The sequence below is a fragment of the Haemophilus parainfluenzae genome, assembly GCF_036288925.1.
Taxonomy (GTDB): domain Bacteria; phylum Pseudomonadota; class Gammaproteobacteria; order Enterobacterales; family Pasteurellaceae; genus Haemophilus_D.
This window is the reverse complement of record NZ_CP127167.1, coordinates 191,066-215,803: the sequence shown is the minus strand read 5'-3', so window position 1 is coordinate 215,803 and position 24,738 is coordinate 191,066. Positions and strand designations below refer to the sequence as shown.

General features: G+C 40.5%; 24 protein-coding genes and 1 tRNA gene. 20 read left to right on the top strand and 5 right to left on the bottom strand.

Translation table 11 applies throughout. The annotated features are described in order from the left end of the window. Positions 1-122: 122 nt before the first annotated feature. Positions 123-2,189: a glycine--tRNA ligase subunit beta gene (glyS, locus tag QQS40_RS01060; RefSeq protein ID WP_049369792.1), complete on the top strand. Its 2,067-nt coding sequence runs from the start codon at positions 123-125 to the stop codon at positions 2,187-2,189. A gap of 89 nt (positions 2,190-2,278) precedes the next feature. Continuing rightward, positions 2,279-2,355, top strand: a tRNA-Ile gene (locus tag QQS40_RS01055). A 42-nt stretch (positions 2,356-2,397) separates the two neighbouring features. On the opposite strand, the gene QQS40_RS01050 is transcribed toward QQS40_RS01055, so the two are convergent. Then, the gene (locus tag QQS40_RS01050; RefSeq protein ID WP_049383915.1) at positions 2,398-3,132 is read right to left on the bottom strand and encodes a 3-deoxy-D-manno-octulosonic acid kinase; all 735 of its coding nucleotides are present in this window, start codon (positions 3,130-3,132) and stop codon (positions 2,398-2,400) included. Positions 3,133-3,209: 77 nt separating this feature from the next. Here QQS40_RS01050 and QQS40_RS01045 point away from each other — a divergent pair, with 77 nt between their 5' ends. After that, entirely contained in the window at positions 3,210-4,265 is a 1,056-nt protein-coding gene (locus QQS40_RS01045; RefSeq protein ID WP_049383914.1) for a glycosyltransferase family 9 protein, read from the top strand. Positions 4,266-4,336: 71 nt separating this feature from the next. Here the strand turns inward: QQS40_RS01045 and QQS40_RS01040 are convergent, their stop codons facing one another. Next, positions 4,337-4,681, bottom strand: a complete 345-nt coding sequence (locus QQS40_RS01040; protein WP_005698020.1) for a carboxymuconolactone decarboxylase family protein — start codon at positions 4,679-4,681, stop codon at positions 4,337-4,339. 103 nt (positions 4,682-4,784) lie between these two features. On the opposite strand from QQS40_RS01040, the gene QQS40_RS01035 reads away from it, so the two are divergent. The 13 genes from QQS40_RS01035 to QQS40_RS00975 all read left to right on the top strand — a co-directional run bounded on the left by QQS40_RS01035 (position 4,785) and on the right by QQS40_RS00975 (position 17,442). Then, positions 4,785-5,675, top strand: coding sequence for a cupin domain-containing protein (locus tag QQS40_RS01035; protein WP_049383917.1), 891 nt, complete (start codon positions 4,785-4,787; stop codon positions 5,673-5,675). Between the two features lie 75 nt (positions 5,676-5,750). After that, positions 5,751-7,595 carry an ABC transporter ATP-binding protein gene (locus QQS40_RS01030; protein WP_049383913.1) on the top strand — a complete coding sequence of 615 codons (1,845 nt, stop codon included), beginning with the start codon at positions 5,751-5,753 and terminating at the stop codon, positions 7,593-7,595. A gap of 133 nt (positions 7,596-7,728) precedes the next feature. Next, positions 7,729-8,253, top strand: a complete 525-nt coding sequence (gene yceD, locus QQS40_RS01025) for a 23S rRNA accumulation protein YceD (RefSeq protein ID WP_299305000.1) — start codon at positions 7,729-7,731, stop codon at positions 8,251-8,253. A gap of 22 nt (positions 8,254-8,275) precedes the next feature. Then, entirely contained in the window at positions 8,276-8,446 is a 171-nt protein-coding gene (gene rpmF, locus QQS40_RS01020) for a 50S ribosomal protein L32 (protein ID WP_005544470.1), read from the top strand. Between the two features lie 21 nt (positions 8,447-8,467). Then, positions 8,468-9,487 (top strand): phosphate acyltransferase PlsX, encoded by a 1,020-nt coding sequence (gene plsX, locus QQS40_RS01015; protein ID WP_329505590.1) that lies wholly within the window; start codon positions 8,468-8,470, stop codon positions 9,485-9,487. A gap of 18 nt (positions 9,488-9,505) precedes the next feature. Continuing rightward, positions 9,506-10,456, top strand: coding sequence for a beta-ketoacyl-ACP synthase III (locus QQS40_RS01010; protein ID WP_177992184.1), 951 nt, complete (start codon positions 9,506-9,508; stop codon positions 10,454-10,456). Positions 10,457-10,548: 92 nt separating this feature from the next. Then, positions 10,549-11,487 carry an ACP S-malonyltransferase gene (gene fabD, locus QQS40_RS01005; RefSeq protein WP_329505586.1) on the top strand — a complete coding sequence of 313 codons (939 nt, stop codon included), beginning with the start codon at positions 10,549-10,551 and terminating at the stop codon, positions 11,485-11,487. A 14-nt stretch (positions 11,488-11,501) separates the two neighbouring features. Then, entirely contained in the window at positions 11,502-12,230 is a 729-nt protein-coding gene (fabG, locus tag QQS40_RS01000) for a 3-oxoacyl-ACP reductase FabG (RefSeq protein WP_289902224.1), read from the top strand. Between the two features lie 217 nt (positions 12,231-12,447). After that, positions 12,448-12,678 (top strand): acyl carrier protein, encoded by a 231-nt coding sequence (gene acpP / locus QQS40_RS00995; protein WP_005544465.1) that lies wholly within the window; start codon positions 12,448-12,450, stop codon positions 12,676-12,678. Positions 12,679-12,959: 281 nt separating this feature from the next. Continuing rightward, entirely contained in the window at positions 12,960-14,627 is a 1,668-nt protein-coding gene (locus tag QQS40_RS00990) for an anaerobic C4-dicarboxylate transporter (RefSeq protein WP_329505584.1), read from the top strand. A 305-nt stretch (positions 14,628-14,932) separates the two neighbouring features. After that, positions 14,933-15,475, top strand: coding sequence for a shikimate kinase AroK (gene aroK / locus QQS40_RS00985; RefSeq protein ID WP_308601898.1), 543 nt, complete (start codon positions 14,933-14,935; stop codon positions 15,473-15,475). Between the two features lie 9 nt (positions 15,476-15,484). Then, a complete protein-coding gene (gene aroB, locus QQS40_RS00980) occupies positions 15,485-16,573 on the top strand; it encodes a 3-dehydroquinate synthase (RefSeq protein ID WP_329505581.1) in 1,089 nt (362 codons plus the stop codon). Positions 16,574-16,587: 14 nt separating this feature from the next. Then, positions 16,588-17,442 (top strand): Dam family site-specific DNA-(adenine-N6)-methyltransferase, encoded by an 855-nt coding sequence (locus QQS40_RS00975; RefSeq protein ID WP_285266665.1) that lies wholly within the window; start codon positions 16,588-16,590, stop codon positions 17,440-17,442. A gap of 1 nt (position 17,443) precedes the next feature. Here the strand turns inward: QQS40_RS00975 and QQS40_RS00970 are convergent, their stop codons facing one another. Further along, positions 17,444-17,764, bottom strand: a complete 321-nt coding sequence (locus QQS40_RS00970; RefSeq protein ID WP_289902227.1) for a DciA family protein — start codon at positions 17,762-17,764, stop codon at positions 17,444-17,446. Between the two features lie 72 nt (positions 17,765-17,836). Here QQS40_RS00970 and secM point away from each other — a divergent pair, with 72 nt between their 5' ends. The 4 genes from secM to QQS40_RS00950 all read left to right on the top strand — a co-directional run bounded on the left by secM (position 17,837) and on the right by QQS40_RS00950 (position 23,103). Beyond that, positions 17,837-18,154, top strand: coding sequence for a secA translation cis-regulator SecM (gene secM, locus QQS40_RS00965; RefSeq protein WP_289902228.1), 318 nt, complete (start codon positions 17,837-17,839; stop codon positions 18,152-18,154). Between the two features lie 73 nt (positions 18,155-18,227). Next, positions 18,228-20,924: a preprotein translocase subunit SecA gene (gene secA / locus QQS40_RS00960; RefSeq protein ID WP_289902229.1), complete on the top strand. Its 2,697-nt coding sequence runs from the start codon at positions 18,228-18,230 to the stop codon at positions 20,922-20,924. A gap of 87 nt (positions 20,925-21,011) precedes the next feature. Then, on the top strand, positions 21,012-21,416 hold the full coding sequence (mutT, locus tag QQS40_RS00955) for an 8-oxo-dGTP diphosphatase MutT (protein WP_065244539.1): 405 nt from the start codon (positions 21,012-21,014) through the stop codon (positions 21,414-21,416). Between the two features lie 22 nt (positions 21,417-21,438). Beyond that, positions 21,439-23,103: a sulfatase-like hydrolase/transferase gene (locus QQS40_RS00950; RefSeq protein WP_329505574.1), complete on the top strand. Its 1,665-nt coding sequence runs from the start codon at positions 21,439-21,441 to the stop codon at positions 23,101-23,103. Positions 23,104-23,132: 29 nt separating this feature from the next. On the opposite strand, the gene holA is transcribed toward QQS40_RS00950, so the two are convergent. Both holA and QQS40_RS00940 read right to left on the bottom strand, forming a co-directional pair. Next, positions 23,133-24,170 carry a DNA polymerase III subunit delta gene (gene holA / locus QQS40_RS00945; RefSeq protein ID WP_329505572.1) on the bottom strand — a complete coding sequence of 346 codons (1,038 nt, stop codon included), beginning with the start codon at positions 24,168-24,170 and terminating at the stop codon, positions 23,133-23,135. Further along, positions 24,170-24,673 carry an LPS-assembly lipoprotein LptE gene (locus QQS40_RS00940; protein ID WP_049358012.1) on the bottom strand — a complete coding sequence of 168 codons (504 nt, stop codon included), beginning with the start codon at positions 24,671-24,673 and terminating at the stop codon, positions 24,170-24,172. Before QQS40_RS00940 ends, holA begins: the two co-directional genes overlap by 1 nt. Between the last annotated feature and the right edge of the window lie 65 nt (positions 24,674-24,738).

Genomic DNA, 24,738 nt, shown 5'->3' with positions numbered 1-24,738 from the left:
ATTTAACCCTCCAAAGATCCAATCCCCTCTTTAGCAAAGAGGGGTTAGGGGAGATTTGGCAGAGGTAATAACAAAGAAAATAAGAATTTAAATCTACAGAATTTTTAAATAAGAGAAACAAAATGACAACCCAAAACTTCCTAGTAGAAATCGGCACAGAAGAGCTGCCACCAAAAGCTCTCAAAACATTAGCGACCTCTTTTGCGGATAACGTTGAGGCGGAATTAAACCAAGCGGGCTTATCATTCGACAAAATCGAATGGTTTGCGGCGCCGCGTCGTTTGGCGGTGAAAGTATTAAACTTAGCAACACAGCAACCGAGCAAAGAGATCGAAAAACGTGGTCCGGCAGTGTCAGCTGCCTTTGATGCAGAAGGTAAACCAACTAAAGCGGCAGAAGGCTGGGCGCGTGGTTGTGGAATTACCGTTGATCAAGCAGAACGTATTGCGACCGATAAAGGTGAATGGTTAGTTCACCGTGCAAAAATTGAAGGTCAACCGACCAAAAACTTGCTGAACGATATTGTGGCTAATGCCTTGGCGAAATTGCCAATTCCAAAACCAATGCGTTGGGCAGACAAAACCGTGCAGTTTATTCGTCCGGTTCATACTGTGACTATGTTGTTAGGTGATGAGTTAATTGAAGGCGAAATTTTAGGTGTGGCAAGTGCTCGCACCATTCGCGGTCACCGTTTCTTAGGCGAGAAAGAATTTGAAATTCAACATGCAGACCAATATCCACAATTATTGCGTGATAAAGGTTCTGTGGTAGCAGACTTCAATGAACGTAAAGCAGAAATTCTTGCAAAATCTCAAGCAAAAGCGACCGCACTTGGCGGCGTGGCTGACATTGAAGAAAGCTTACTTGAAGAAGTGACTTCGTTGGTGGAATATCCAAATGTTTTAGCGGCAAAATTTGAAGAGCGTTTCTTAGAAGTGCCTGCGGAAGCCTTGGTTTACACCATGAAAGGCGACCAAAAATATTTCCCGATTTATGACAAAGACGGCAAATTATTACCGCACTTTATTTTTGTATCAAACATCAACCCAGAAGATCCAACCGCGATTATCGAAGGGAACGAAAAAGTGGTTCGCCCACGTTTAACCGATGCGGAATTCTTCTTCAAAACCGACTTAAAACAAAAACTGGTTGATCGTTTACCACGTTTAGAAACTGTGTTGTTCCAACAACAGCTCGGTACATTGAAAGACAAAACTGACCGTATTGAACAACTTGCAGGCGAAATTGCAAAACAAATCGGTGCAGATGAAGCGAAAGCAAAACGTGCGGGTTTACTGTCAAAATGTGACTTGATGACCAACATGGTATTTGAATTCACCGATACGCAAGGTGTAATGGGTATGCACTACGCTCGTCATGATGGTGAAGATGAAGAAGTGGCAGTAGCATTAAATGAGCAATATATGCCACGCTTTGCGGGTGATGAATTACCTAAATCTTTGGTGGCAAGTGCGGTCGCTTTAGCAGATAAATTTGACACCTTAACGGGGATCTTCGGCATCGGGCAAGCTCCGAAAGGCAGTGCAGACCCGTTCGCATTACGCCGTGCAGCATTAGGTGCATTGCGTATTATCGTTGAGAAAAACTTGCCTCTGGATTTGGAAGATTTAGTGAAAAAATCCACCGCACTTTTCGGTGATAAACTCACGAATCAAAACGTGGTTACTGATGTGGTGGACTTCATGCTCGGTCGTTTCCGTGCATGGTATCAAGATGAAGGTATTGCGGTGGATGTGATTCAAGCAGTATTGGCACGTCGTCCAACTCGTCCTGCTGATTTTGATGCGCGCGTGCGTGCGGTTTCACACTTCCGTACTTTAGATTCAGCGGAAGCGTTAGCAGCAGCAAACAAACGTGTAAGCAATATCTTAGCGAAAGCGGATGCTGCAATTGGCGAGATCAATTTGACCGCTTGCGTAGAGCCAGCAGAAAAAGCCCTTGCTGAAGCGGTACTTGTATTACGCACTGAAGTACAACCGCTTATCGCGCAAAGTGATTACACGGCTGTATTAGATAAATTAGCGAACTTACGTGCACCGGTAGACAGTTTCTTTGATAACGTAATGGTAAATGCTGAAGATCCAGCATTACGCCAAAACCGCTTAGCGATTTTAAACACGTTACAAGGTCTGTTCTTACAAGTGGCGGATATTTCGGTATTGCAATAATAGATCTAAAAAGGATGGTCAATTTTCAAACGACCATCCTTTTGTATATAGACTTCAACGGATTATTTCTCTATAATCACCCGCACTTTCCCCCTTTAGCTCAGTCGGTTAGAGCAGGCGACTCATAATCGCTTGGTCGCTGGTTCAAGTCCGGCAAGGGGGACCATCTATTGAGATCGCATTAGGCGGTCTTTTTTATTGTCCTTTCTTAGGCGTTTGGGGTGTTATAACCTTTCAATAACTCAGCCCAGTTTTCTTCATTGAATTGAATATTCATTCTGCCGACTTCTTTGACAAAAGAGCGGTGTAATCTTTCTAGGTTGCTTTGTTTCCAAAAATCGCCTGATTTTTGACTGCACTTATCGAAATCAATGAGCCAACATTTTTGTTCATTTCCGAGTTGTTGAACGAGAATATTATGGGCATTGAGATCCGTATGGCAAATTTGTAAATCATGCAGCTGACGAATTAATTTACCAATGGCTTGCCAGATGTCATTCGGCAGTTGCTGTGTTTGTAAAAGTGCGGTCAGATCCTGGGCATTTTCGATCTTTTCACTCAAGATATCCGCTTGGTAGCAAATTCCTAGTTTGCCTTTTTTAACACGTGCAGCAATCGGTTTGGGTACGGCTACACCTGCTTGATGGAGTTGATTTAACAGCTGAAATTCCGCCACGCTGCGAGTTTCACTAAATGATTGAAAACGATAGCGATCTTTGTTGAATTTTCCCCATAAACCACCGCGATAATAATGACGAAGGGCAGTGTTTACACCAAACAGATCTTTTGTATTGAGGAAGTAGGTTGTGCCGCGTCCTTTGGCAGAACCGGTAATACATTGTTGTTTTTCCCAAAAAGCCGATTCAAAAAATGAAGCGGGTTCAGTTGGTTTTTCCGTGAGATTAAAAAGAAAGAATTGATTATCTTGTTGGAATTCAAGCATTTTAGTTGAACCGAATAATAGAAAATGCCCTCATTCTACTTTAAAATAGACGGAAATTAAATGCGCGAGGAACTCAAATGTCCCATTCTCCACTTTTTACCTCTCCCCCTAAATCACTTTGTATTTTGCGTTTGTCTGCGGTGGGCGATGTTTGTCATGCACTTGCTGTAGTGCAGCATATTCAACGTCATTGGCCGCAAACGAAATTAACGTGGATTGTGGGTAAAACAGAAATGGGCTTGCTTTCTGGTATTGAAGGCGTGGAGCTTGTCCCTTACGATAAAAAGAGCGGTTGGAAAGGCGTGTGGAATTTATGGATGTTTTTGAAAAACAATCAATTTGATGCGCTTTTGAATATGCAGACAGCATTTCGTGCTTCGATTATTTCTCTTGGTATTCAAGCGAAATATAAAATTGGGTTTGGCAAAAAACGTTCTCGAGAAGGACAGTGGTTGTTTGTGAATCGTCGAGTTCAAGATCCGAAAACGCCTCATGTGCTAGACGGCTTCATGGCTTTTGCAGATTATCTTGGTGTACCACCAGCAGAAATGCTTTCTTGGCAATTGGCAATTTCTGATTCAGATCGAGAATATGCCAAACAGTTCATTGATCCTACACGTAAAAATCTGATTATTTCCCCTTGTTCTAGTAAAGCCGAGAAAGATTGGTTGGTAGAGCGTTATGCGGAAGTGGCAAATATTGCTCATCAACATCATGTGAATGTGATTTTTTGTAGCTCGCCAGCAAAACGCGAATTAGAAATGGTGAAAAAAATTATCGCACTTTGTGATTTTGAACCGGTTGATGCATCTGGAAAAACCAGTTTGAAACAACTTGCTGCATTAATTCATCAAGCAAATTTAGTCATCTCGCCTGATTCTGGTCCAGCTCATATCGCTACCACGCAAGGAACACCTGTCATTGGATTGTATGCCTATCACAATCCATTGCGCACCGCGCCTTATCATAATTTGGATAATGTGGTGTCAGTATATGAAGAAAATGTGCAAAAAGAACAAGGAAAACCTTCAAGTGAATTGCCTTGGGCGACAAAATTAAAAGGCAAAAATTTAATGGCTGAAATTCAGGTAGATCAAGTAGTGGCTCAGATGAGAGCATTGAATTTATTTTAAAGTGCGGTCAATTTTAGAGATAAAAAAAGCCCTCAAATGAGGGCTAAAAGAATCATAAAGTTCCTTGCGAATTATTCGCCTTTTTGTGCGTTGTAAGCTTCTAATGCACGAAGAGAATAGGTGTAAGCTGCACCTGCATTTAATGCGATAGACATCGCTAATGCTGCTGCCACTTCTTCTTCAGTTGCACCTGCTTTCACAGCTTCATCAGCATGCACGCCAATGCAGCTTTCACAACGAGTTGTTACGGCAACCGCTAATGCAATTAATTCACGGGTTTTGGCATCTAATACGTTACCTTCTGCTGCAGCCGCACCTAATGCGCCGTAAGCTTGTAACATTTTTGGGTATTTTTTACCTAATGCACCGAATGATTTTTTAACGTGTGCTACATCATTTTTCCAATCTGCAAACATTGTTTTTCTCCTTAAATTTAGTACAAATTTCGAGAGAAATTATAAGCAGATTAGCGTATGATACTTGTCAAATTGTCTTAACTTTTAGACGGAAAATCTCATGATGGATTATTTAGATAAATTAACGCAACTGGCACAAGTGCGCGGGGAAATCAATATTCGCTGCTTGTTTCAAGGGGATTGGCAAGTTGAAAATCAGCCTGATGCAGCGGAATATCAAGGTTTATTTCATTTAATCGAGCAAGGTGAGTGTTGGGTAACCTTGACGGGAAAACAATTTCATTTAAAAAAAGGCGATCTCTTTTTTCTCCCTCAAAATCGACCACACTTTTTGGGCAGTTCTCAACAAAAAAGAGAGAATAGCCTACAGAGAGAGCAATCAAACGCACTTTTTAATGTCCATCAAATAGGAGCAGGTACGCCTGATCTGAAGATGTTTTGTGGGACGTTTTATTATCAAAAACCGTCTTTATTAATTGATTCGTTACCTGATCATTTACATCTTTCGCTACAAAATACGCCTGTGCAGCCTTTGGTTTCACTTTTTTTACAAGAAGCTGAGAAACCGGAGCAAGGCACAAAATCCGTGATAGACGCGCTATCAAATGTGTTGTTTATTTATATTTTGCGTCATGCTCAGCAAATAGGTTTACTCAATCAGGGTTTATTAGCCGCGTTGCAGGATAAAAGACTGAATCAAGTCCTTGAAAAAATCCTGTTTTCACCTCAATTAGATTGGAATATTGAGCAATTAGCCGAGTTGGCATCTATGTCTCGTGCAACGTTTATGCGGATATTTCAACAGCAACTCGGGATGCCACCAGGAAAATTTCTCACACAAGTGCGGTTAGAAATGGCGGCTGTTTTATTGAAAAATACGCAAAAGACTATTTTGGCAATCACCCTTGAAGTGGGGTATCAATCAGAAGCACATTTTAGTAAAGCATTTAAGGCAATTTATGGGCTTTCACCGAGTCAGTTTCGTAAAGCGTAGCCCATCGTTCAAAACTTACGCTATAATGACCGCACTTTAGGCGGCACTGTCGCCTTGTATTTTTAGGGTATTATTATGTTTAATAAAATATTTTCATGGTTTGAAAACCGTTTAAATCCTTATCCGGAAAGCAATCCAACGACGCCTGAAAAAGGCTTGTTCCGTTTTATTTGGTCAAGCATTGATGGCATGAAGGGCTGGATCTTTTTACTCGCGGTATTGACGGTCGGTACTGGGGTGATGGAAGCCTTACTTTTCCAATTTATGGGATTATTAGTAGATTGGCTCGGCGCTTATTCACCAACCACACTTTGGCAAGAAAAAGGGCATTTGCTTGCCGGTATGGCAGCTTTGCTCATTTTCAGTATTGTATGGTCATTTGTGGGCGTGAATGTACGCTTACAAACGTTACAAGGGGTATTCCCAATGCGTTTGCGTTGGAATTTCCACCGTTTGATGCTGGGGCAAAGCTTAAGTTTCTACCAAGATGAATTTGCAGGTCGTGTATCGGCGAAAGTGATGCAAACTGCGCTTGCGGTGCGTGATACCGTCATGACCATTGCGGATATGCTGGTGTATGTTGCCGTATATTTTATCACCTCCGGCTTAGTGCTTGCGGCTTTAGATACCTGGTTTTTAGTGCCGTTTTTCTTATGGATTGTGGCATTTTTGACTATTTTACGTTTGCTTATTCCTCGTTTAGCGAAAACTGCACAACGACAAGCTGATGCGCGATCTTTAATGACAGGGCGTATTACAGATGCTTACTCAAATATTGCAACGGTAAAACTATTTTCACATGATGCTAGAGAAGCCAATTATGCAAAACGTTCCATGGAAGAATTTATGGTCACCGTGCATGCACAGATGCGTTTGGGGAGTTCATTAGATACCTTAACTTATGCAACCAATATTTTCTTAACGTTAAGCACCGCGATTTTAGGCGTGGTGTTGTGGCAAAACGGTCAAGTCGGTGTGGGAGCAGTAGCTACAGCAACCGCGATGGCGTTACGTGTAAATGGTCTTTCTCGTTGGATTATGTGGGAATCAGCTCGTTTATTTGAAAATATCGGGACAGTGAATGATGGTATGGCAACACTAACCAAACCGCATACCATTGTTGATAAGCCAAATTGTGTTGCATTAGAAGTAAAACAAGGTGAGATCAAATTTAATAATGTTTCGTTTGCCTATGATCCGAATAAACCGTTACTTAACCATTTTAATCTCACCATCAAACCGGGTGAAAAAGTGGGCTTAATTGGTCGTTCTGGTGCGGGCAAATCAACCATTGTGAATTTACTTCTACGTTTCTACGAAGCGCAAGAAGGTTCAATTACCATTGATGGTCAAAATGTTTTAGATGTAAGCCAAGAAAGCCTTCGTAGTCAGATTGGTCTTGTAACACAAGATACCTCGCTTTTACACCGTTCTGTTCGCGATAACATCATTTATGGTCGCCCAACAGCGACCGATGAAGAAATGCTCAATGCGGCTAAACGTGCGGAAGCAGCTGATTTCATCCCTTATCTCAGCGATGCGCAAGGTAGAAAAGGCTATGATGCTCATGTTGGTGAACGTGGGGTGAAACTGTCAGGTGGCCAACGCCAACGTATTGCGATTGCGCGTGTCATGTTAAAAGATGCGCCAATTTTACTGTTGGATGAAGCGACCAGTGCGCTAGACTCCGAAGTGGAAGTGGCGATCCAGGAAAGTCTCGACAAGATGATGGAAAATAAAACGGTTATTGCCATCGCTCACCGTTTATCCACTATTGCAGCAATGGATCGTTTAATCGTGTTAGATAAAGGGCAAATTGTCGAGCAAGGGACTCATGCAGAATTGCTTGAACAAAATGGCCTTTATGCTCGCCTTTGGAAACATCAAAGTGGCGGCTTCTTGAGTGAGCATGCTGAGTAAAACACAGGAAAAAATGACCGCACTTTGCAAAGGTGTAAATCTTGAGAGAGTTTAGATAGAGATTGAACTTTTCTCATAATTAGTGCGAATTTCCTTTGACTATTTTATTGACAACAGGTAATATTCGCACCCTATGCAAAAGGTAAAACTACCCCTAACCGTTGATCCGGTTAAAGACGCTCAACAAAGAATTGATTATGATGGTTATTATACCGCTAGTCAGTTAGTGCGTTTAGCTGAATCTACGGGGAAAGTGCTCAGCGATGCACAGGTAACATTATCGTTTTATATTGATCCACAAAAATTAGTGGTGATGAAAGGGCAAGTACAAGTTGATGTCGAATTAGACTGTCAACGTTGTGGCGAACCATTCAAACAAACATTGGAATGTCATTTTATGTATAGTCCAGTGGCTAATTGGGATCAGGCTGATGACTTGCCGGAAATTTATGAGCCAATCGAATTTAATGAGTTTGGTGAAATAGATTTAGTTGGTGCAGTGGAAGACGAACTTATTTTAGCTCTACCGCTTGTTCCAATGCATTCATCTGAACACTGTGAAGTGTCCGCGCACGAACAGGTTTTTGGCGAATTGCCTGAAGAATTGGCAAAAAAACCGAACCCGTTCGCTGTATTAGCTAATTTAAAGCAAAAGTAAATTAAATTTAGGAGTATAGCCAATGGCTGTTCAACAAAACAAAAAATCTCGTTCACGTCGTGATATGCGTCGTTCACACGATGCATTAACTACTGCTGCAGTATCAGTGGATAAAGCAAGCGGTGAAACTCACTTACGCCACCACGTAACTGCTGACGGTTACTACCGTGGTCGCAAAGTGATCAATAAGTAATTTTACTTATAAGGTATTCACTTGAACCGTCTAACCTTAGCGTTAGATGTGATGGGCGGGGACATTGGTCCCCGTATTACTATCCCCGCATCTCTTTCAGCGTTGGAAGCAGATCCAATGCTCTCTTTAGTGCTGTTTGGCGATAGCCAACAAATTTCCCCCTTGCTAGAAAATACACCTTCTTCTCTTTTAGAACGTATTCAAATTTATCATTGCACTAAGACTATTGATAACAATCAAGGTATTTCCCATGCATTGCGTCATAGCAAAGGTACGTCGATGCGTTTAGCGATTGAAATGGTTCAGAAAGGCGAGGCGCAAGGTTGCGTGAGTGCAGGAAATACGGGGGCATTGATGGGATTGTCAAAGGTACTCTTACAGCCTTTAGAGGGGATTCAACGCCCAGCGTTGGTATCCTTATTACCGTCGATGACGGGTGATAAAACCGTGATGTTAGATTTAGGCGCAAACGTAGAATGTTCTGCTCAAAATCTTTATGAATTTGCCGTCATGGGCTCGATCTTTGCCGAAAACCGATTGAACTTAGTTTATCCACGTATTGCTTTACTCAATATTGGTGTGGAAGAAATTAAAGGACATCAATCCATTCGTGAAGCCGCGAATTTATTAGAAAAATCGACCGCACTTAATTATACCGGCTTTATTGAAGGTAACTTTTTATTAAATGGTGTGGCTGATGTGATCGTGAGTGATGGGTTTTCGGGAAATATTGCATTAAAAACCCTTGAAGGGGCAGCTAAGAATCTGGTATCCCTTCTGAAAGGAAAAGAAAAACAGCCTATTTTTAAATCATTTGCCAAATTTATTCTGCGTTTTTTCTTTAAGGATGCTTATCATCGCTTGAAACGCATTAACCCAGATGAATATAATGGGGCGTCTTTACTCGGATTAACGGCTGTTGTGGTGAAAAGCCATGGCAGCGCAAATGTGGATGCATTTGCTCGTGCAATTGCGGATGCAGCTTTACAAGCTCGTTTGCAAATTCCACAAAAAATCTTGGCGGGTTTACAACGTTATTAATTAATAAGTTTTGATATTATGAATAGTAGAATTTTATCCACCGGTAGCTATTTGCCGAGCCATATTCGTACCAATGCGGATTTGGAAAAAATGGTTGATACTTCAGATGAATGGATCGTGACACGTTCAGGCATTCGTGAACGTCGTATTGCTGCAGCAGATGAAACCGTTGCAACAATGGGATATGAAGCAGCCAAAAAAGCACTTGAAATGGCCAATCTTGATCCTCAAGAAATTGAGTTGATCATCGTTGCAACAACCAGTGGTTCTCACGCTTATCCAAGTTCAGCTTGCCAAGTTCAAGGTTTATTAGGCATCGAAGACGCGATTTCTTTTGATTTAGCGGCGGCTTGTACCGGTTTTGTTTATGCTTTAGGCGTAGCGGATAAATTTATTCGTTCAGGTAGCGTGAAAAAAGCCCTTGTGATTGGTGCAGATCTTAACTCGCGTAAATTAGATGAAACCGATCGTAGCACTGTTGTGTTATTTGGCGATGGTGCCGGTGCGGTGATTTTAGAAGCATCAGAGCAAGAAGGCATTATTTCAACGCATTTACATGCGTCGCCAGATAACAATGCGGCATTACTACTTCCACAAGCTGAACGTGGCGTGGAGAAATCTGGCTATATTGAAATGCAAGGTAATGAAACCTTTAAATTAGCGGTGCGTGAGCTTTCTAATGTCGTGGAAGAAACCCTTTCTGCTAATAATCTCCAAAAAACAGATATCGACTGGCTTGTGCCACATCAAGCGAATTTACGTATTATCACGGCGACAGCGAAAAAATTAGAGATGGATATGTCGCAAGTCGTGGTCACACTTGATCGTACAGCCAATACCAGTGCGGCGACTGTGCCAACGGCTTTAGATGAAGCGGTGCGTGATGGCCGAATTCAACGCGGTCAATTGCTTTTACTCGAAGCTTTTGGCGGTGGTTGGACTTGGGGTTCAGCATTGGTGCGATTCTAATTAATTTGTTAGAATCCCAACAGAATTTTAAAAGTGCGGTTAAATTTGACCGCACTTTCAACATTTAAACGATGAAGAAATAGGAAGAAAACATGAAAAAATTCGCAATGGTTTTTCCAGGACAAGGTTCTCAAGCTGTTGGCATGTTAGCTGATCTTGCTAACGAATATCCGGTAGTCACTGAGACTTTTAAACAAGCATCTGAAGCGCTTGACTATGATTTATGGAACTTAGTTCAACAAGGTCCAGCAGAAGAACTAAATAAAACTTGGCAAACTCAGCCGGCATTATTAGCGGCATCCGTTGCGATCTTCCGTGTATGGCAAGAAAAATACCCTCAATTACAACCAAGCGTGATGGCTGGTCACAGTTTAGGTGAATATTCAGCATTAGTTTGTGCAGGTGTCATTGATTTTAAAGATGCGATTAAATTAGTCGAATTACGCGGTAAATTAATGCAGCAAGCGGTACCTGAAGGTACTGGTGCAATGTATGCGATTATTGGTTTAGACAATGAAGCGATTATCAATGCATGTAAACAAGCCGAGCAAGGTGAAGTAGTATCTGCAGTAAACTTTAACTCACCAGGGCAAGTAGTCATTGCGGGAGCGAAAGAAGCGGTAGAACGTGCGGCTGCATTATGTAAAGAAGCGGGCGCAAAACGTGCTTTACCATTAGCGGTAAGTGTTCCTTCACATTGCGCATTAATGAAACCGGCAGCAGAACAATTAGCCGTAACACTTGAAGGCATTACGCTTAATGCGCCCGCAACACCAGTATTAAACAACGTGGATGTTAAAGCAGAAACAGAAAGTGCAGAAATTCGTACCGCACTTATTCGTCAATTATATAGCCCTGTTCGTTGGACTGAAACTGTTGAGAAAATGGCGCAAGATGGCGTAGAAGTTTTAGTTGAAATCGGCCCAGGTAAAGTCTTAAACGGTTTAACAAAACGTATCGTGGCAGAATTACAAGCAACATCAGTAAACGATGTGGCATCATTAGATGCTGTTGAAGCATTATTAGCATAAAAGGGGGATTAAAAATGCAAAATAAAATCGCATTAGTGACAGGTGCAACACGCGGAATTGGCCGCGCAATTGCAGAAGAATTAGCATCAAAAGGTGCATTTGTAATTGGTACCGCAACCTCTGAAAAAGGTGCTGATACAATTTCAGCTTACCTTGGCGATAAAGGTAAAGGTTTCGTATTAAATGTGGCAGACAAAGAAAGTATTGATGCCGTATTAGAGCAAATTAAAGAACAATTTGGCGATATTGATATTCTCGTGAATAACGCAGGTATCACACGTGATAACTTATTAATGCGTATGAAAGATGAAGAATGGTTTGATATTATGCAAACCAACTTAACTTCTGTATTCCATCTTTCTAAAGCGATGTTACGTTCCATGATGAAAAAACGTTTCGGTCGTATCATTACTATTGGCTCAGTGGTGGGCTCAATGGGTAACCCGGGACAATCTAACTATTGTGCAGCAAAAGCGGGTTTGATTGGTTTCTCTAAAGGCTTAGCGAAAGAAGTAGCATCACGTGGCATTACTGTAAACGTTGTGGCTCCTGGCTTTATTGCAACGGATATGACCGAAGTGCTTACAGAAGAACAAAAAGCCGGTATTCTTGGTAATGTTCCTGCTGGCCGTTTAGGTGAGCCAAAAGATATCGCAAAAGCAGTGGCATTTTTAGCTTCTGACGATGCAGCTTATATTACGGGTACGACATTGCATGTGAATGGTGGCTTATATATGAGCTAGCCCTTTAGGGGAGATATATCTGGGATTTTGTCTATAAAATATAGCAAAGCCGTTTTGTTAATGATAAAATCCCAACTGCAATGTAACTTTTTCTCTGTATGTGTTTTTACATTGCCTGTTTTTTGTGGTGCGACCACCTAAGAAATAGTTGCAACTTTATCAAAAATGCATACACTAACCGCTCTTAAATGAGTTAAAACAACAATAGGAAAAACAAATGAGTATTGAAGAACGCGTGAAAAAAATCATCGTTGAACAATTAGGTGTTAAAGAAGAAGACGTAAAACCAGAAGCTTCTTTCGTTGAAGATTTAGGTGCGGACTCTTTAGATACAGTTGAATTAGTAATGGCTTTAGAAGAAGAATTCGATATCGAAATTCCTGATGAAGAAGCTGAAAAAATCACAACTGTTCAATCTGCGATTGACTACGTTCAAAACAATCAGTAATTTTTAAGTTGGGCGATCTTTTAGGTCGCCTAATTTTTTTCTTTAAATTCCTTTCTAAATTACTTATCTTCAAATAAAACAAGATACATCTCAATCTTTTAAATTTCCGACCGCACTTTCCTTTATTTAATCTTTCTCAGATTTGCTTTTATTGTTTGCTTCCTTTATTTTTTGATTTAAAACAAGATTTACCTTAAAAGTACTTATTATGAGTTAATTTTGATGCTAGTATTCGATCAAAATTTTTTTCTAATTAACCATAAAATGATTCGGAGTATCTTATGGATTTTCTAACGAACCTAGGTGAAGGTAGCCAGTTTGCGATTCAGCTTGCTATTGTTCTTATCTGTTTATTTTACGGGGCAAAAAAAGGTGGTATCGCACTGGGTATGCTCGGTGGAGTAGGCTTAATTGTTCTTGTTTTCGGCTTTGGTATTGAACCAGGTAAGCCAGCTATCGATGTAATGTTGACCATCCTTGCAGTTGTGGTCACATCGGCAACATTGCAAGCCAGTGGTGGTTTAGATGTCATGTTACAAATTGCGGAGAAAATGCTTCGTCGTAATCCGAAATATGTCAGTATTTTGGCACCATTTGTCACTTGTTTCTTAACTATTTTATGTGGTACAGGACACGTGGTTTATACCATGTTACCAATCATCTATGATATCGCGATCAAAAATGACATTCGTCCTGAACGTCCAATGGCGGCAAGTTCAATTGCCTCTCAATTGGGTATCATCGCGTCACCAGTTTCGGTGGCAGTCGTGACTTTAACCACATTCTTAGTGAATGCTAAAACCCCATTAGCAGGTTTTGATGGCTATTTAGATTTATTAAAAATTACCGTGCCTTCAACCCTTTGTGGTGTGTTAGCTATCGGTATTTTCAGCTGGTTCCGTGGTAAAGATTTAGATAAAGACCCAGAATTCCAAGAGAAATTAAAAGATCCCGAATTCAAAAAATATGTTTATGGTGATAGCACATCATTGTTGGACAAAAAATTACCACAATCTAGCTGGAATGCGATGTGGATCTTCTTTGGTGCGATTTTAGTGGTTGCCCTATTAGGTTACTTTAAAGATTTACGTCCAGCCTTTGAAAAATCAGCACCTGCTCAAGTGGTTGAAATCGTTTCTGCTGATAAAGCAGTGAAAACCTTTAATGTTAAAGACGGTAAAATCGTTGCTTTAGCAAAAGACGGTACATTAGTACTTGATGTTAAAGACAGCAAAGCAAAAGCAAAAACAGCCTATAACAACGTTGCGATTTATAACGATAAAGGTGAAGTTGCTCAAACAATTACCGCTCAAGATAACGGTGTTGTAATTACAGCGGGAGATAAAACAGAAACGATTGATAACGCTGCAATTGTATTGAAAGATAGCGCGAAGAAAAAAGTCAATTTAAGTATGGTTCACGTTATTCAAATCTTCATGTTATTAGCGGGTGCATTAATTGTTATCTTTACCAAAACTGATGCAGGCAAAATCAGTAAAAATGAAATTTTCCGTTCAGGTATGATTGCGTTAGTCGCTGTATTCGGGATTTCTTGGATGGCGGAAACGATGTTTACTGTTCACACGCCAATGATGAAAGCAGCACTTGGTGATGTGGTAAAAGCACATCCTTGGACTTACGCCGTGATGTTGTTATTAATTTCTAAATTCGTCAACTCACAAGCGGCAGCATTAGTTGCATTCGTTCCACTTGCTCTAGGTATCGGAGTTGACCCAGCTGTTATCTTAGCCTTTGCTTCAGCTTGTTACGGTTACTACATTTTACCAACTTACCCAAGCGACCTTGCGGCAATCCAATTCGACCGTTCAGGTACAACCCACATCGGTAAGTTTGTAATTAACCACAGCTTTATTTTACCGGGCTTAATCGGTGTAATCACTTCATGTATCTTTGGTTACATTTTCACAAGCTTGTTTGGTTATCTATAATTAACTGCTGATAAAAGAAAAGGCTATTCGTTTGAATAGCCTTTTTTGTTTCTAAAGTGCGGTTGAATTTTAGGATGTTTTATCTCGATGCTCTATTTGACTTTATCATTCATTAAAATCCCTAAAAAACTGACCGCACTTTTGCGCTTCTTAAAATAAATTCCCGCTAAAGGTTGAAACATAGGGGGATTTATTGCGATAATTTTCATTATTTTTTGGGTGATCTTTCGGCTGCCATTTTTTCAGGTGGCCAGTTTTTATTAGGAAAGATTAATTTGAACATTATTTAAGTTAGAAGAATAACAATGGCTGAAAAACGTAATATTTTTTTAGTAGGTCCCATGGGTGCGGGTAAAAGCACCATTGGCCGTCAGCTTGCGCAACAATTGAATATGGATTTTGTCGATTCAGATGCCGTAATTGAGGAACGTGCGGGAGCAGACATTAGCTGGATTTTTGATTTAGAAGGTGAAGAAGGCTTTCGTAAGCGTGAAGAACGTATTATCAATGAATTGACTCAATTACAGGGCGTCGTGCTTTCTACTGGTGGTGGCGCAGTGATGTCAAAAGAGAGTCGTAATTATCTTTCTGCTCGTGGTATTGTCATTTATTTAGAAACCACGGTAGATAAGCAATATCAACGTACACAACGTGATAAAAAGCGCCCATTATTACAAGGGGCTGATGACCCGCGCCAAGTGCTTGAAGATTTAGCTAAAGTGCGTAATCCGTTATACGAAGAAATTGCGGATATTACTTTACCAACAGATGAGCAAAATGCCAAAGTAATGGTTAATCAAATCGTTGATTTAATTGATAATCTAAACGGATTAAACGGTTCATTCTAAGGATTAAAAATGTTGTGCGTAAATGTTGAATTAAGAGAACGTCGTTATCCCATTTATATTGGCGAAGGGTTGCTTAAAGATGAAACCTGTTATCCGCTGAAGAAAGGGGATAAAGTGATGATCGTGACTAATCCAACCATCGCACAATATTATTTTGAAACCGTTACACAAACTTTAGAAAAAATCGGCTGTCAGGTTGAATCAGTATTATTGCCTGATGGCGAAAAATACAAAACGCTCGATTCTTTAAACCTTATTTTTACCGCACTTTTAAAACATAATCATGGGCGAGATACCACCATTATTGCATTAGGTGGTGGTGTGATTGGGGATGTGGCAGGTTTTGCCGCCGCAAGTTATCAGCGTGGCGTGCGTTTTATTCAGATTCCTACCACATTATTAGCTCAAGTGGATTCTTCTGTCGGTGGCAAAACAGCCGTTAATCATGAGTTAGGCAAAAATATGGTTGGGGCGTTTTATCAACCTTCTACGGTGATCATTGACACCCTTACACTCAATACCTTGCCAAAACGTGAAGTGAATGCGGGACTTGCAGAAGTCATTAAATATGGGGCGATTTTAGATTATGCCTTTTTTGAATGGCTTGAAGCACATATTGATGAATTAGTCGCGTTAAATCAACAGTCACTCCAACATTGCATTGCGCGTTGTTGCCAAATCAAAGCGGATGTTGTTGCGCGCGATGAAACTGAAAAAGGTGATCGTGCATTATTAAATCTCGGTCATACTTTTGGGCATGCGATCGAAACGCATCTAGGCTACGGAAACTGGTTACATGGTGAAGCTGTTGCAGCAGGAACTATGATGGCTGCGGTGTTATCTGAACAATTAGGCGATCTTTCTTTTGAAGATGTTGCACGTTTAGAAAAACTTTTAGCGCGTGCTAATTTGCCGACTGTTTCGCCTGATAGCATGCAACCAGATGATTATTTACCGCACATGATGCGTGATAAAAAAGTGCTCGCAGGTAAGTTGCGTCTTGTATTGCTAAAAGCCCTTGGTCAAGCCTATGTGGCGACTGATACTGACAAATCTCTTGTGCTAAACGCCATTGAGCGTTGCACACAACATGACTAACTGTCGTTGCTCTCATGTTGCGTCCGAAAAATAACAAAACGAAACCTCGAATTAAACACCGCCCGTTTTTGAAATGGGCGGGCGGTAAATTTCGTTTAACGGACGATCTCAACCGAGTCTTTCCAAAAAGAAAACAGTGTTTAATCGAACCTTTTGTGGGCGCGGGTGCTGTTTTTTTAAATTCTCATTTTGAACGTTATATTTTGGCGGATATTAATCCCGATTTGATTAACTTGTTTAATATCGTCAAAGACAATGTGGATGCCTATATTGAGGCTTGTAAGCCAATTTTCTTCGCTGAAAATGCGAATACAGCCGAGTATTATTACGCACAGCGAGACGCCTTTAATCAATCCACCGATCCTTTCGTGCGTTCGGTGTTATTCCTTTATTTGAACCGCTTTGGGTTTAATGGCTTGTGCCGTTATAACAGTAAAAATGAGTTTAATGTGCCCTTTGGCGCTTATAAAACCCATTATTTCCCTGAAGATGAATTACGCTATTTTGCTCATAAGGCACAAAGTGCGGTCTTTTTATGTGCTGATTTTCAACAGACATTTGAATTAGCGGATAAACACAGCGTGATCTATTGTGATCCGCCTTATGCACCGCTTCCGCAAGATACTAATTTTACTGGCTATGCGGGGAATGCTTTTGGGCTTGAGCATCAAAAGAATTTAGCGGAATGTGCAAAGAAAGCCCAAAAAGAAAAGCAAATTTCTGTCGTGATTTCTAACCACGATACAAAATTCACACGTGAGATTTACAAAGGGGCAAAATTTAAACGCGTTAAAGTACAGCGCTCAATCAGTCAATCTTCAGAGAAACGAGTTAAGGTAAAAGAATTAATCGCTATTTTTAAAGGTTAGTTTAGCAGGTTAATTCTGGATTGATTTTAATCTCAAAGTCTTTTACTTCGGGATAAGTCGGTTGAATTACAGTGAGTAATTCGTTTTGGCGAAATAAAATCCCTTGGCGAACGACCGCACTTTTGACTTCGATAAAGAGTTTCCCATTTGTGATGGAGCCTAACCGAAAAAGTCCTTTAAATTCTTGAGGAAAAAGGCGACTGATGTTTTGGTTTAGTTCATTCAACATTAACCCTTTCTGCATGATTTTGGCAAATTGTGATCCTTCTAGCACATCAATAATATTCATGGCTTTTTGATAACGCTCATGCTTGTTTTCCACAAAAATACCCCAATAATGACTTTACGTTGAATTTCCGATACAATACACACAAATTTTGTCAGAGACAATAAGATGATGAAATCAAACAAAGGTAAAACAAATTTCTGGTCGCAGTTGCTGTTAAGCATGATTGCGATTTTTGCTTTACCTGTTGCTCAGGGACTGGAGGCTCAGCCTTCATCAAATATGAGCGGTGAAAATTACCAAACATCATCTGAACAACATATATTGATTGCGGTGCGTGAAATTCGTCAAGCATTGCAGGTTCAACCTCAGCCAACAAATCACAAAACCCATTCCAATCAAAAACACGAAAAAATTCAACCGCACTTTATTGCGGCAGAATTCCCTGTTTTTGCCCCTATTCGTGCCGGCCCAGCCATCATTTAATTTTCTTTTATCTTTGAACGAACCGATTTTTTAATCGGATGATCCTTTTTATTTTTTATTTGAAAGAGAAATTATGAGTTTTTTAACAAAAATTTTTGGCAGCCGTAACGAACGTATTTTACGCAGATTAAGAAAACAAGTTGCGAAAATCAACAAAATGGAGCCGGCTTTTGAAGCATTAAGTGATGATGAATTAAGAGCAAAAACTGACGAGTTCCGTAGCCGTTTAGCTAACGGTGAAACCTTACAACAACTTTTACCTGAAGCGTTTGCTACCGTGCGTGAAGCGGGTAAACGTGTACTCGGTATGCGTCATTTCGATGTGCAATTAATCGGTGGTATGGTGTTAACAAACCGTTGTATCGCTGAGATGCGTACGGGTGAAGGTAAAACCTTAACTGCAACCTTGCCTTGTTATTTGATGGCGTTAGAAGGTAAAGGCGTACATGTTGTGACAGTGAATGATTACTTAGCTCGTCGTGACGCGGATACCAACCGTCCATTATTTGAATTCTTAGGTATGACTGTTGGCGTGAATATCCCAGGCTTACCGCCTGAAGCAAAACGTGAAGCTTATGCGGCAGATATTACATATGCGACAAACAGCGAATTAGGTTTTGATTACCTTCGTGATAACTTAGCGCATTCTAAAGAAGAGCGTTTCCAACGTCATTTAGGCTATGCCTTAGTGGATGAGGTGGACTCTATCTTAATCGATGAAGCACGTACGCCGTTGATTATTTCAGGTCAAGCGGAAGACAGTTCTGAGCTTTATATTGCGGTAAATAAATTAATTCCGAATTTAATTAAGCAAGAAAAAGAAGATACGGAAGAATATACCGGTGAAGGCGATTACACCTTAGATCTTAAAACCAAACAGGCGTATTTGACTGAGCGCGGTCAAGAAAAAGTAGAAGAGTGGTTAATCGCACAAGGTTTAATGCCAGAAGGTGATTCCCTTTATTCACCTGCGCGTATTGTATTGTTACACCACGTTATGGCGGCATTACGTGCAAACACCTTATTTGAGCGCGATGTAGACTATATCGTGAAAGATGGCGAGATCGTAATCGTCGATGAACACACTGGTCGTACTATGGCGGGTCGTCGTTGGTCTGATGGTTTACACCAAGCGATCGAAGCGAAAGAAGGGGTAGAGATTAAGAGCGAAAACCAAACGGTTGCCTCTATTTCTTACCAAAACTACTTCCGTCTTTATGACAAATTAGCGGGTATGACAGGTACAGCAGATACCGAAGCCTTTGAATTTCAACAAATTTATGGTTTAGAAACTGTCGTCATTCCAACAAATCGTCCAATGATTCGTGATGACCGTACGGACGTCATGTTTGAGAATGAAGAATACAAATTCAATGCGATTATTGAAGATATCAAAGACTGCGTTGCTCGCAATCAACCAGTTCTTGTGGGTACCGTATCAGTTGAAAAATCTGAAATGCTTTCTCAAGCGTTAGATAAAGCGGGCATCAAACACAATGTATTGAATGCAAAATTCCACGCACAAGAAGCGGAAATCGTTGCTGAAGCAGGGGCGCCAGGTGCAGTAACCATTGCAACCAATATGGCCGGTCGTGGTACCGATATTATCCTGGGTGGTAACTGGAAAGCAAAAGCTGCAAAATTGGATAACCCAACCCCAGAGCAAATCGAGGCACTTAAAGCTGAGTGGGAGAAAAATCATGAGATCGTGATGCAAGCCGGTGGTTTACATATTATCGGGACAGAACGTCACGAATCACGTCGTATTGATAACCAGTTACGTGGTCGTTCTGGTCGTCAAGGTGACCCAGGTTCTTCACGTTTCTACCTTTCTTTAGAAGATGGCTTAATGCGTATTTATCTGAATGAAGGTAAATTAAATATGATGCGTAAAGCCTTCACTCAACCAGGCGAAGCGATGGAATCTAAACTGCTTGCTAAAGTGATTGCATCAGCGCAAGCAAAAGTAGAAGCCTTCCACTTTGACGGTCGTAAAAACTTGCTTGAATATGATGATGTGGCGAACGACCAACGTCATGCGATTTACGAACAACGTAATTACTTGCTCGATAATGATGATATTTCAGAGACTATTAAAGCAATCCGCAGCGATGTATTTAATGATGTGATTGACCAATATATTCCACCACAATCGTTAGAAGAACAATGGGATATTAAAGGTTTAGAAGAGCGTTTAGCGCAAGAGTTTGGCCTTGAGTTACCAATTGAACATTGGTTAGAAGAAAATAATAATCTTCACGAAGAAAACTTGCGTGAGCGCATTATTCAAGAAGCGGAAGATGAATACAAAGCGAAAGAAGCGCTTGCGGGTGAAGAAACCATGCGTCATTTCGAAAAAGGCGTGATGTTACAAACCCTTGATGAGCTTTGGAAAGAGCACTTGGCTGCAATGGATTATTTACGTCAAGGTATCCATTTACGTGGTTATGCGCAAAAAGATCCAAAACAAGAGTACAAAAAAGAATCTTTCCGTATGTTTACTGAAATGTTAGATTCTTTAAAACATCATGTGATTATGACACTTACTCGTGTGAAAGTTCGTACGCAGGAAGAGATAGAAGAGGCAGAGCGAGCACGTCAAGCAATGGCTGAGCGTGAAGCTCAAATGCATCATCCTGTAGGTGAAAACACAGAGCAAGCTCAAAGCGAGGACTATTCAGATCGCCATATTGGACGTAATGAACCTTGTCCTTGTGGATCAGGTAAAAAATACAAGCATTGTCACGGCAGTAAAGCCCGATATGCTTAGTTAAGGAAAAGAGCGGTTAAATTTTTGCGTGTTTTAAAACACCGCTAAAAATAACCGCTCTTTCTACTTTTGAGATAAGGAAAAACGATGAGTAAGCCTATCATTCAAGTTGCGGCAGGGATTATTCGTAATGAATTTGGGCAGCTATATTTGACCCAGCGTTTAGAAGGACAAGATTTTGCACAGGCATTAGAATTTCCAGGCGGTAAAGTTGATGCAGGTGAAACCCCTGAAGAAGCCTTAAAAAGAGAATTGGAAGAAGAGATTGGCATTCATATTTTAAATGCTGAACTGTACGAACGTTTTCAATTTGAATATCCAACCAAAATTTTAGATTTTAGTTTTTATTTGGTCACTGAATGGATCGGCGAGCCTTTTGGACGAGAAGGCCAGGAAGGTTTTTGGCTTGAACAACGTGAGCTTGATGCAGGACAATTCCCGCCAGCCAATTTAAAGCTGATTCAGCGTTTAGTGGCTGAAAGTGTCAAATAACATTTAATCAAATTTATTTATTATGATTCCAAGTATTTTTCTGAGTTTATTTTTTATTGCGACGGTGATTTTTATCGTCAATTCGCACTATCGTTGGACATATTTTTTTGCGATTGCATTATTCGTTTTATTGTTTAGCTCAATGTTTGCAATAACCGGTCAATGGCAACGCGGATTGAATTTTGCATCCGTGCTTTTTGTGGTGTTGATGCTATTCCATCGAATGAAAATTCATTACTACAAACAACCTTTACTCATTTCAGATTTTTGGCTTGTGACAGACTGGCGAAATTGGGAAACCCTTTTACATTATAAAGGGGCGATTTTCGGTGTATTTGGGCTATTAGGTCTATTGGGTTATGCCGTCTTTGGCTGGTCAGATGTAGAAAATGCCTCAACTGGATTTCGCGTATTTGCAGCAATACTTGCAGCAACGAGTTTTGGTTTAATATGGCATTATTCTAAAGATCCAGATGCGACAAAAGTCTGGTTAGACTCATTGCCGGATGATGGTCGAGATGTGTTCTTAAACCTGCCTATGTCTTGTCGTGGCGTATTTTTTAAAGTGCCAGAATTTGAAGGTAATAGCCAAAAATTTAAAGAAAAAATGACCGCACTTTTAAATGAAAAGGCTGAGAGTAAAACTGAAAGTGCAGAAAAGTCCGACATTGTGGTTTGTTTACAAGAATCAACCTTGAATCCTCATCAATTTGATTTTGATGCAGAAACCATCCCACCATTTTCAATGTTTAATAAGCAGGAAGATACCGTATTTATGAGTCCATTGCGTGTACATACGGTGGGCGGTGCAACGTGGAAATCTGAATTTGCTTTCCTTGCAGGGGTGCCTTCAACCGATTTTGGTGCTTTAGCAAGTGGGGTGTTTTATTCTGTTGTGCCACACTTACAGACGGGTTTTATTAAAAATCTCCGTGAGCAAGGCTATTTTTGCGTAGCGTTATCGCCTTTTACGAAAGGTAACTACAACGCAAAACCTGCTTATGACCACTTTGGTTTTGATTTGATGTTGCAACCACAAGATTTAGGCTATCCCGCATCAATCAGCAAAAATCTCTGGCATATTACAAGCGAAGAGATGATGTATTACACCAAACTGATTTTGCAGAAACAGCATCCATCATTGGAAAATGTACAACAGCCCATGTTTGTTTATGTGCTCACGATGAAAGAGCACGGCCCTTACAACACGAATATGCCAAATCATTTTAATTTGGCGAGTAAACGCTTAGGGGGAAAAGCGATTTCTTGCTTGAACGATTATATTGATCGCATTGCTAGCCTTAATGAGGCAATCGAAGGCTTGAATGATTATTTGAAATCACGAGAAACACCTTATGTATTCGGTTATTTTGGTGATCACCAAGTCGCTTTTGATAATCAGCTCCCACCGAAAAAAGGTAACTTTGCGAATCCAGATTATGTGACTCAATTTGTGGTTAGAACTAATCGTAGGACTGACTTTGTTCAACAGCAAGATTTCTTAGATTTAGCCTTTGTTGGTGGTGTATTACTTGATGTGGCAGGTTTATCACCGAAAGATGACTTTATGCGAGCGAATATCGCTATGCGTCAGCTAAGCCAAGGTAAGCTCGAAGATGCAGAGGATGTGGATTTAGTGAATAGCTATCGAAATTATCTGTATCAAGATTTAAAAATTGCGCAATAATAAAAAATCTCGGTTAACGCCGAGATTTTTTATAAACAAATTTTAACCGATAAGTCTGCCAATTTTACCCACACGTCTTGACCATATTCTTGCTTGGCTGTGCGCTCAATATCTGCTAATTCTTGCAATATTTCAAAAAGCTTTTGATAGGTAAGTCGTTGTATCGCAGTTGTATAAAGAGGACGACGACTCTGCCAAATTTTGAGACGGTCAAAATCCGCTTTGAGTGTCTGTGTAGGCAAACTCGTGTTAAGAGAGGGATTACGCAGCTGTGGTTTGGTTAATTCTAACAACGTGAGTAGTTCACGCTGTAAAGTACGCAATAAAATGACAGGTTGCACATCTTCAGCTTGTAAACCTCGCAAAATTCGCTTTGAGCGATTTGCCTTGCCTGCTAACAAGGCATCAATCCATTGGAAAGGGGTAAAGACAGAAGATTGCTCTACCACTGATTTAACGCGGTTATACGTAAGTTTGTGATCTGGGTAAAGCAAATCTAAAAGCTGTAACGCTTGTTTCAATGCCAGTAGATTATTTTCATAGCTGTAACAAAGTAGTTGAATGGCTTCCTCATCAGCTGATAATCCCATATTTTTTGTACGATGCTTCACCCAACGAGAAAGTTGTTCTGAGTTCGGTGTTTGGCAGTTCACGATAACAGCTTGTGGCTCAAGTTGATTTGCCTGAATAAACCACTCTTGTTTTTCGGCTGCTTTAGACAATTTAGGCAAGGTGAGGACAAGCAAGCTATCTTCATTTAATCCACTGATAAATTGCAGAAGGTTTTTCTGTAAAAGTGTGGTCAAATTTTCGGGTAAATTGAGAATGAAAATTTGCTTATTAAAGAAGAGTCCCATAGACTGGCTGGTCTCGATTAATGCGGGCCAGTCAGTATTAGTATCTATAGTGATTTGATTTTTTTCATCAAAACCTTGAAGAAGAGCAGATTGATGAATCAGATCTTCACTTTCACTGAGCAACAGGGGATCGCTCCCAACCAAAAAATAGACTTTCGCTAAATGGTTGTTCAGGTTTGAGGCCAGTTGCTCAGGAAAAATGCGGTTCATTATTTTCCTTGAACTTGATGTTGCAAGGCAGCCATTTTATTAATTAATTGGCGAGCCGCTTGTTCGCGCATATCATTCCAAATCACATCGCGTTCAGCTGATTTTGCCAATGCAGCACGTGAGTTATCAAAGAAAGTGCGGTTGATTTTTGCAGAGATTGGATAGGTTTCCCCATTTGCTAAACGCACGCTAGCCTCAACATCAAGGGTTAATACTTTTTCTGCTTCTCGGCCTTGTTTAAAGACTGATGCGACTTTGTCGCTTGAAGTCTGTTTATTTAAACGTAACACTGGTACACCTTGTTTTGCAGGAACCAGGTTCACGTTGTTGCTAAGCAGTTGCTTACGCATTGCCATAGACATTTCACTGTATGGGTCGCTACTTTCAAGAGCCATTGTTTTTAATTCTGCAGGAACAGCCGCACCATTATCGAAGTGCCAACCACAAGCAGTTAAAAAGGCTGTTGCCCCAACAAAGCAGATCGTTTTGATTGATTTCATCATAAAAATTACCTGTAAAATTCACCGCACTTTATTTTGTTTAAGAGCTGTTTATGCAACACTTAGAA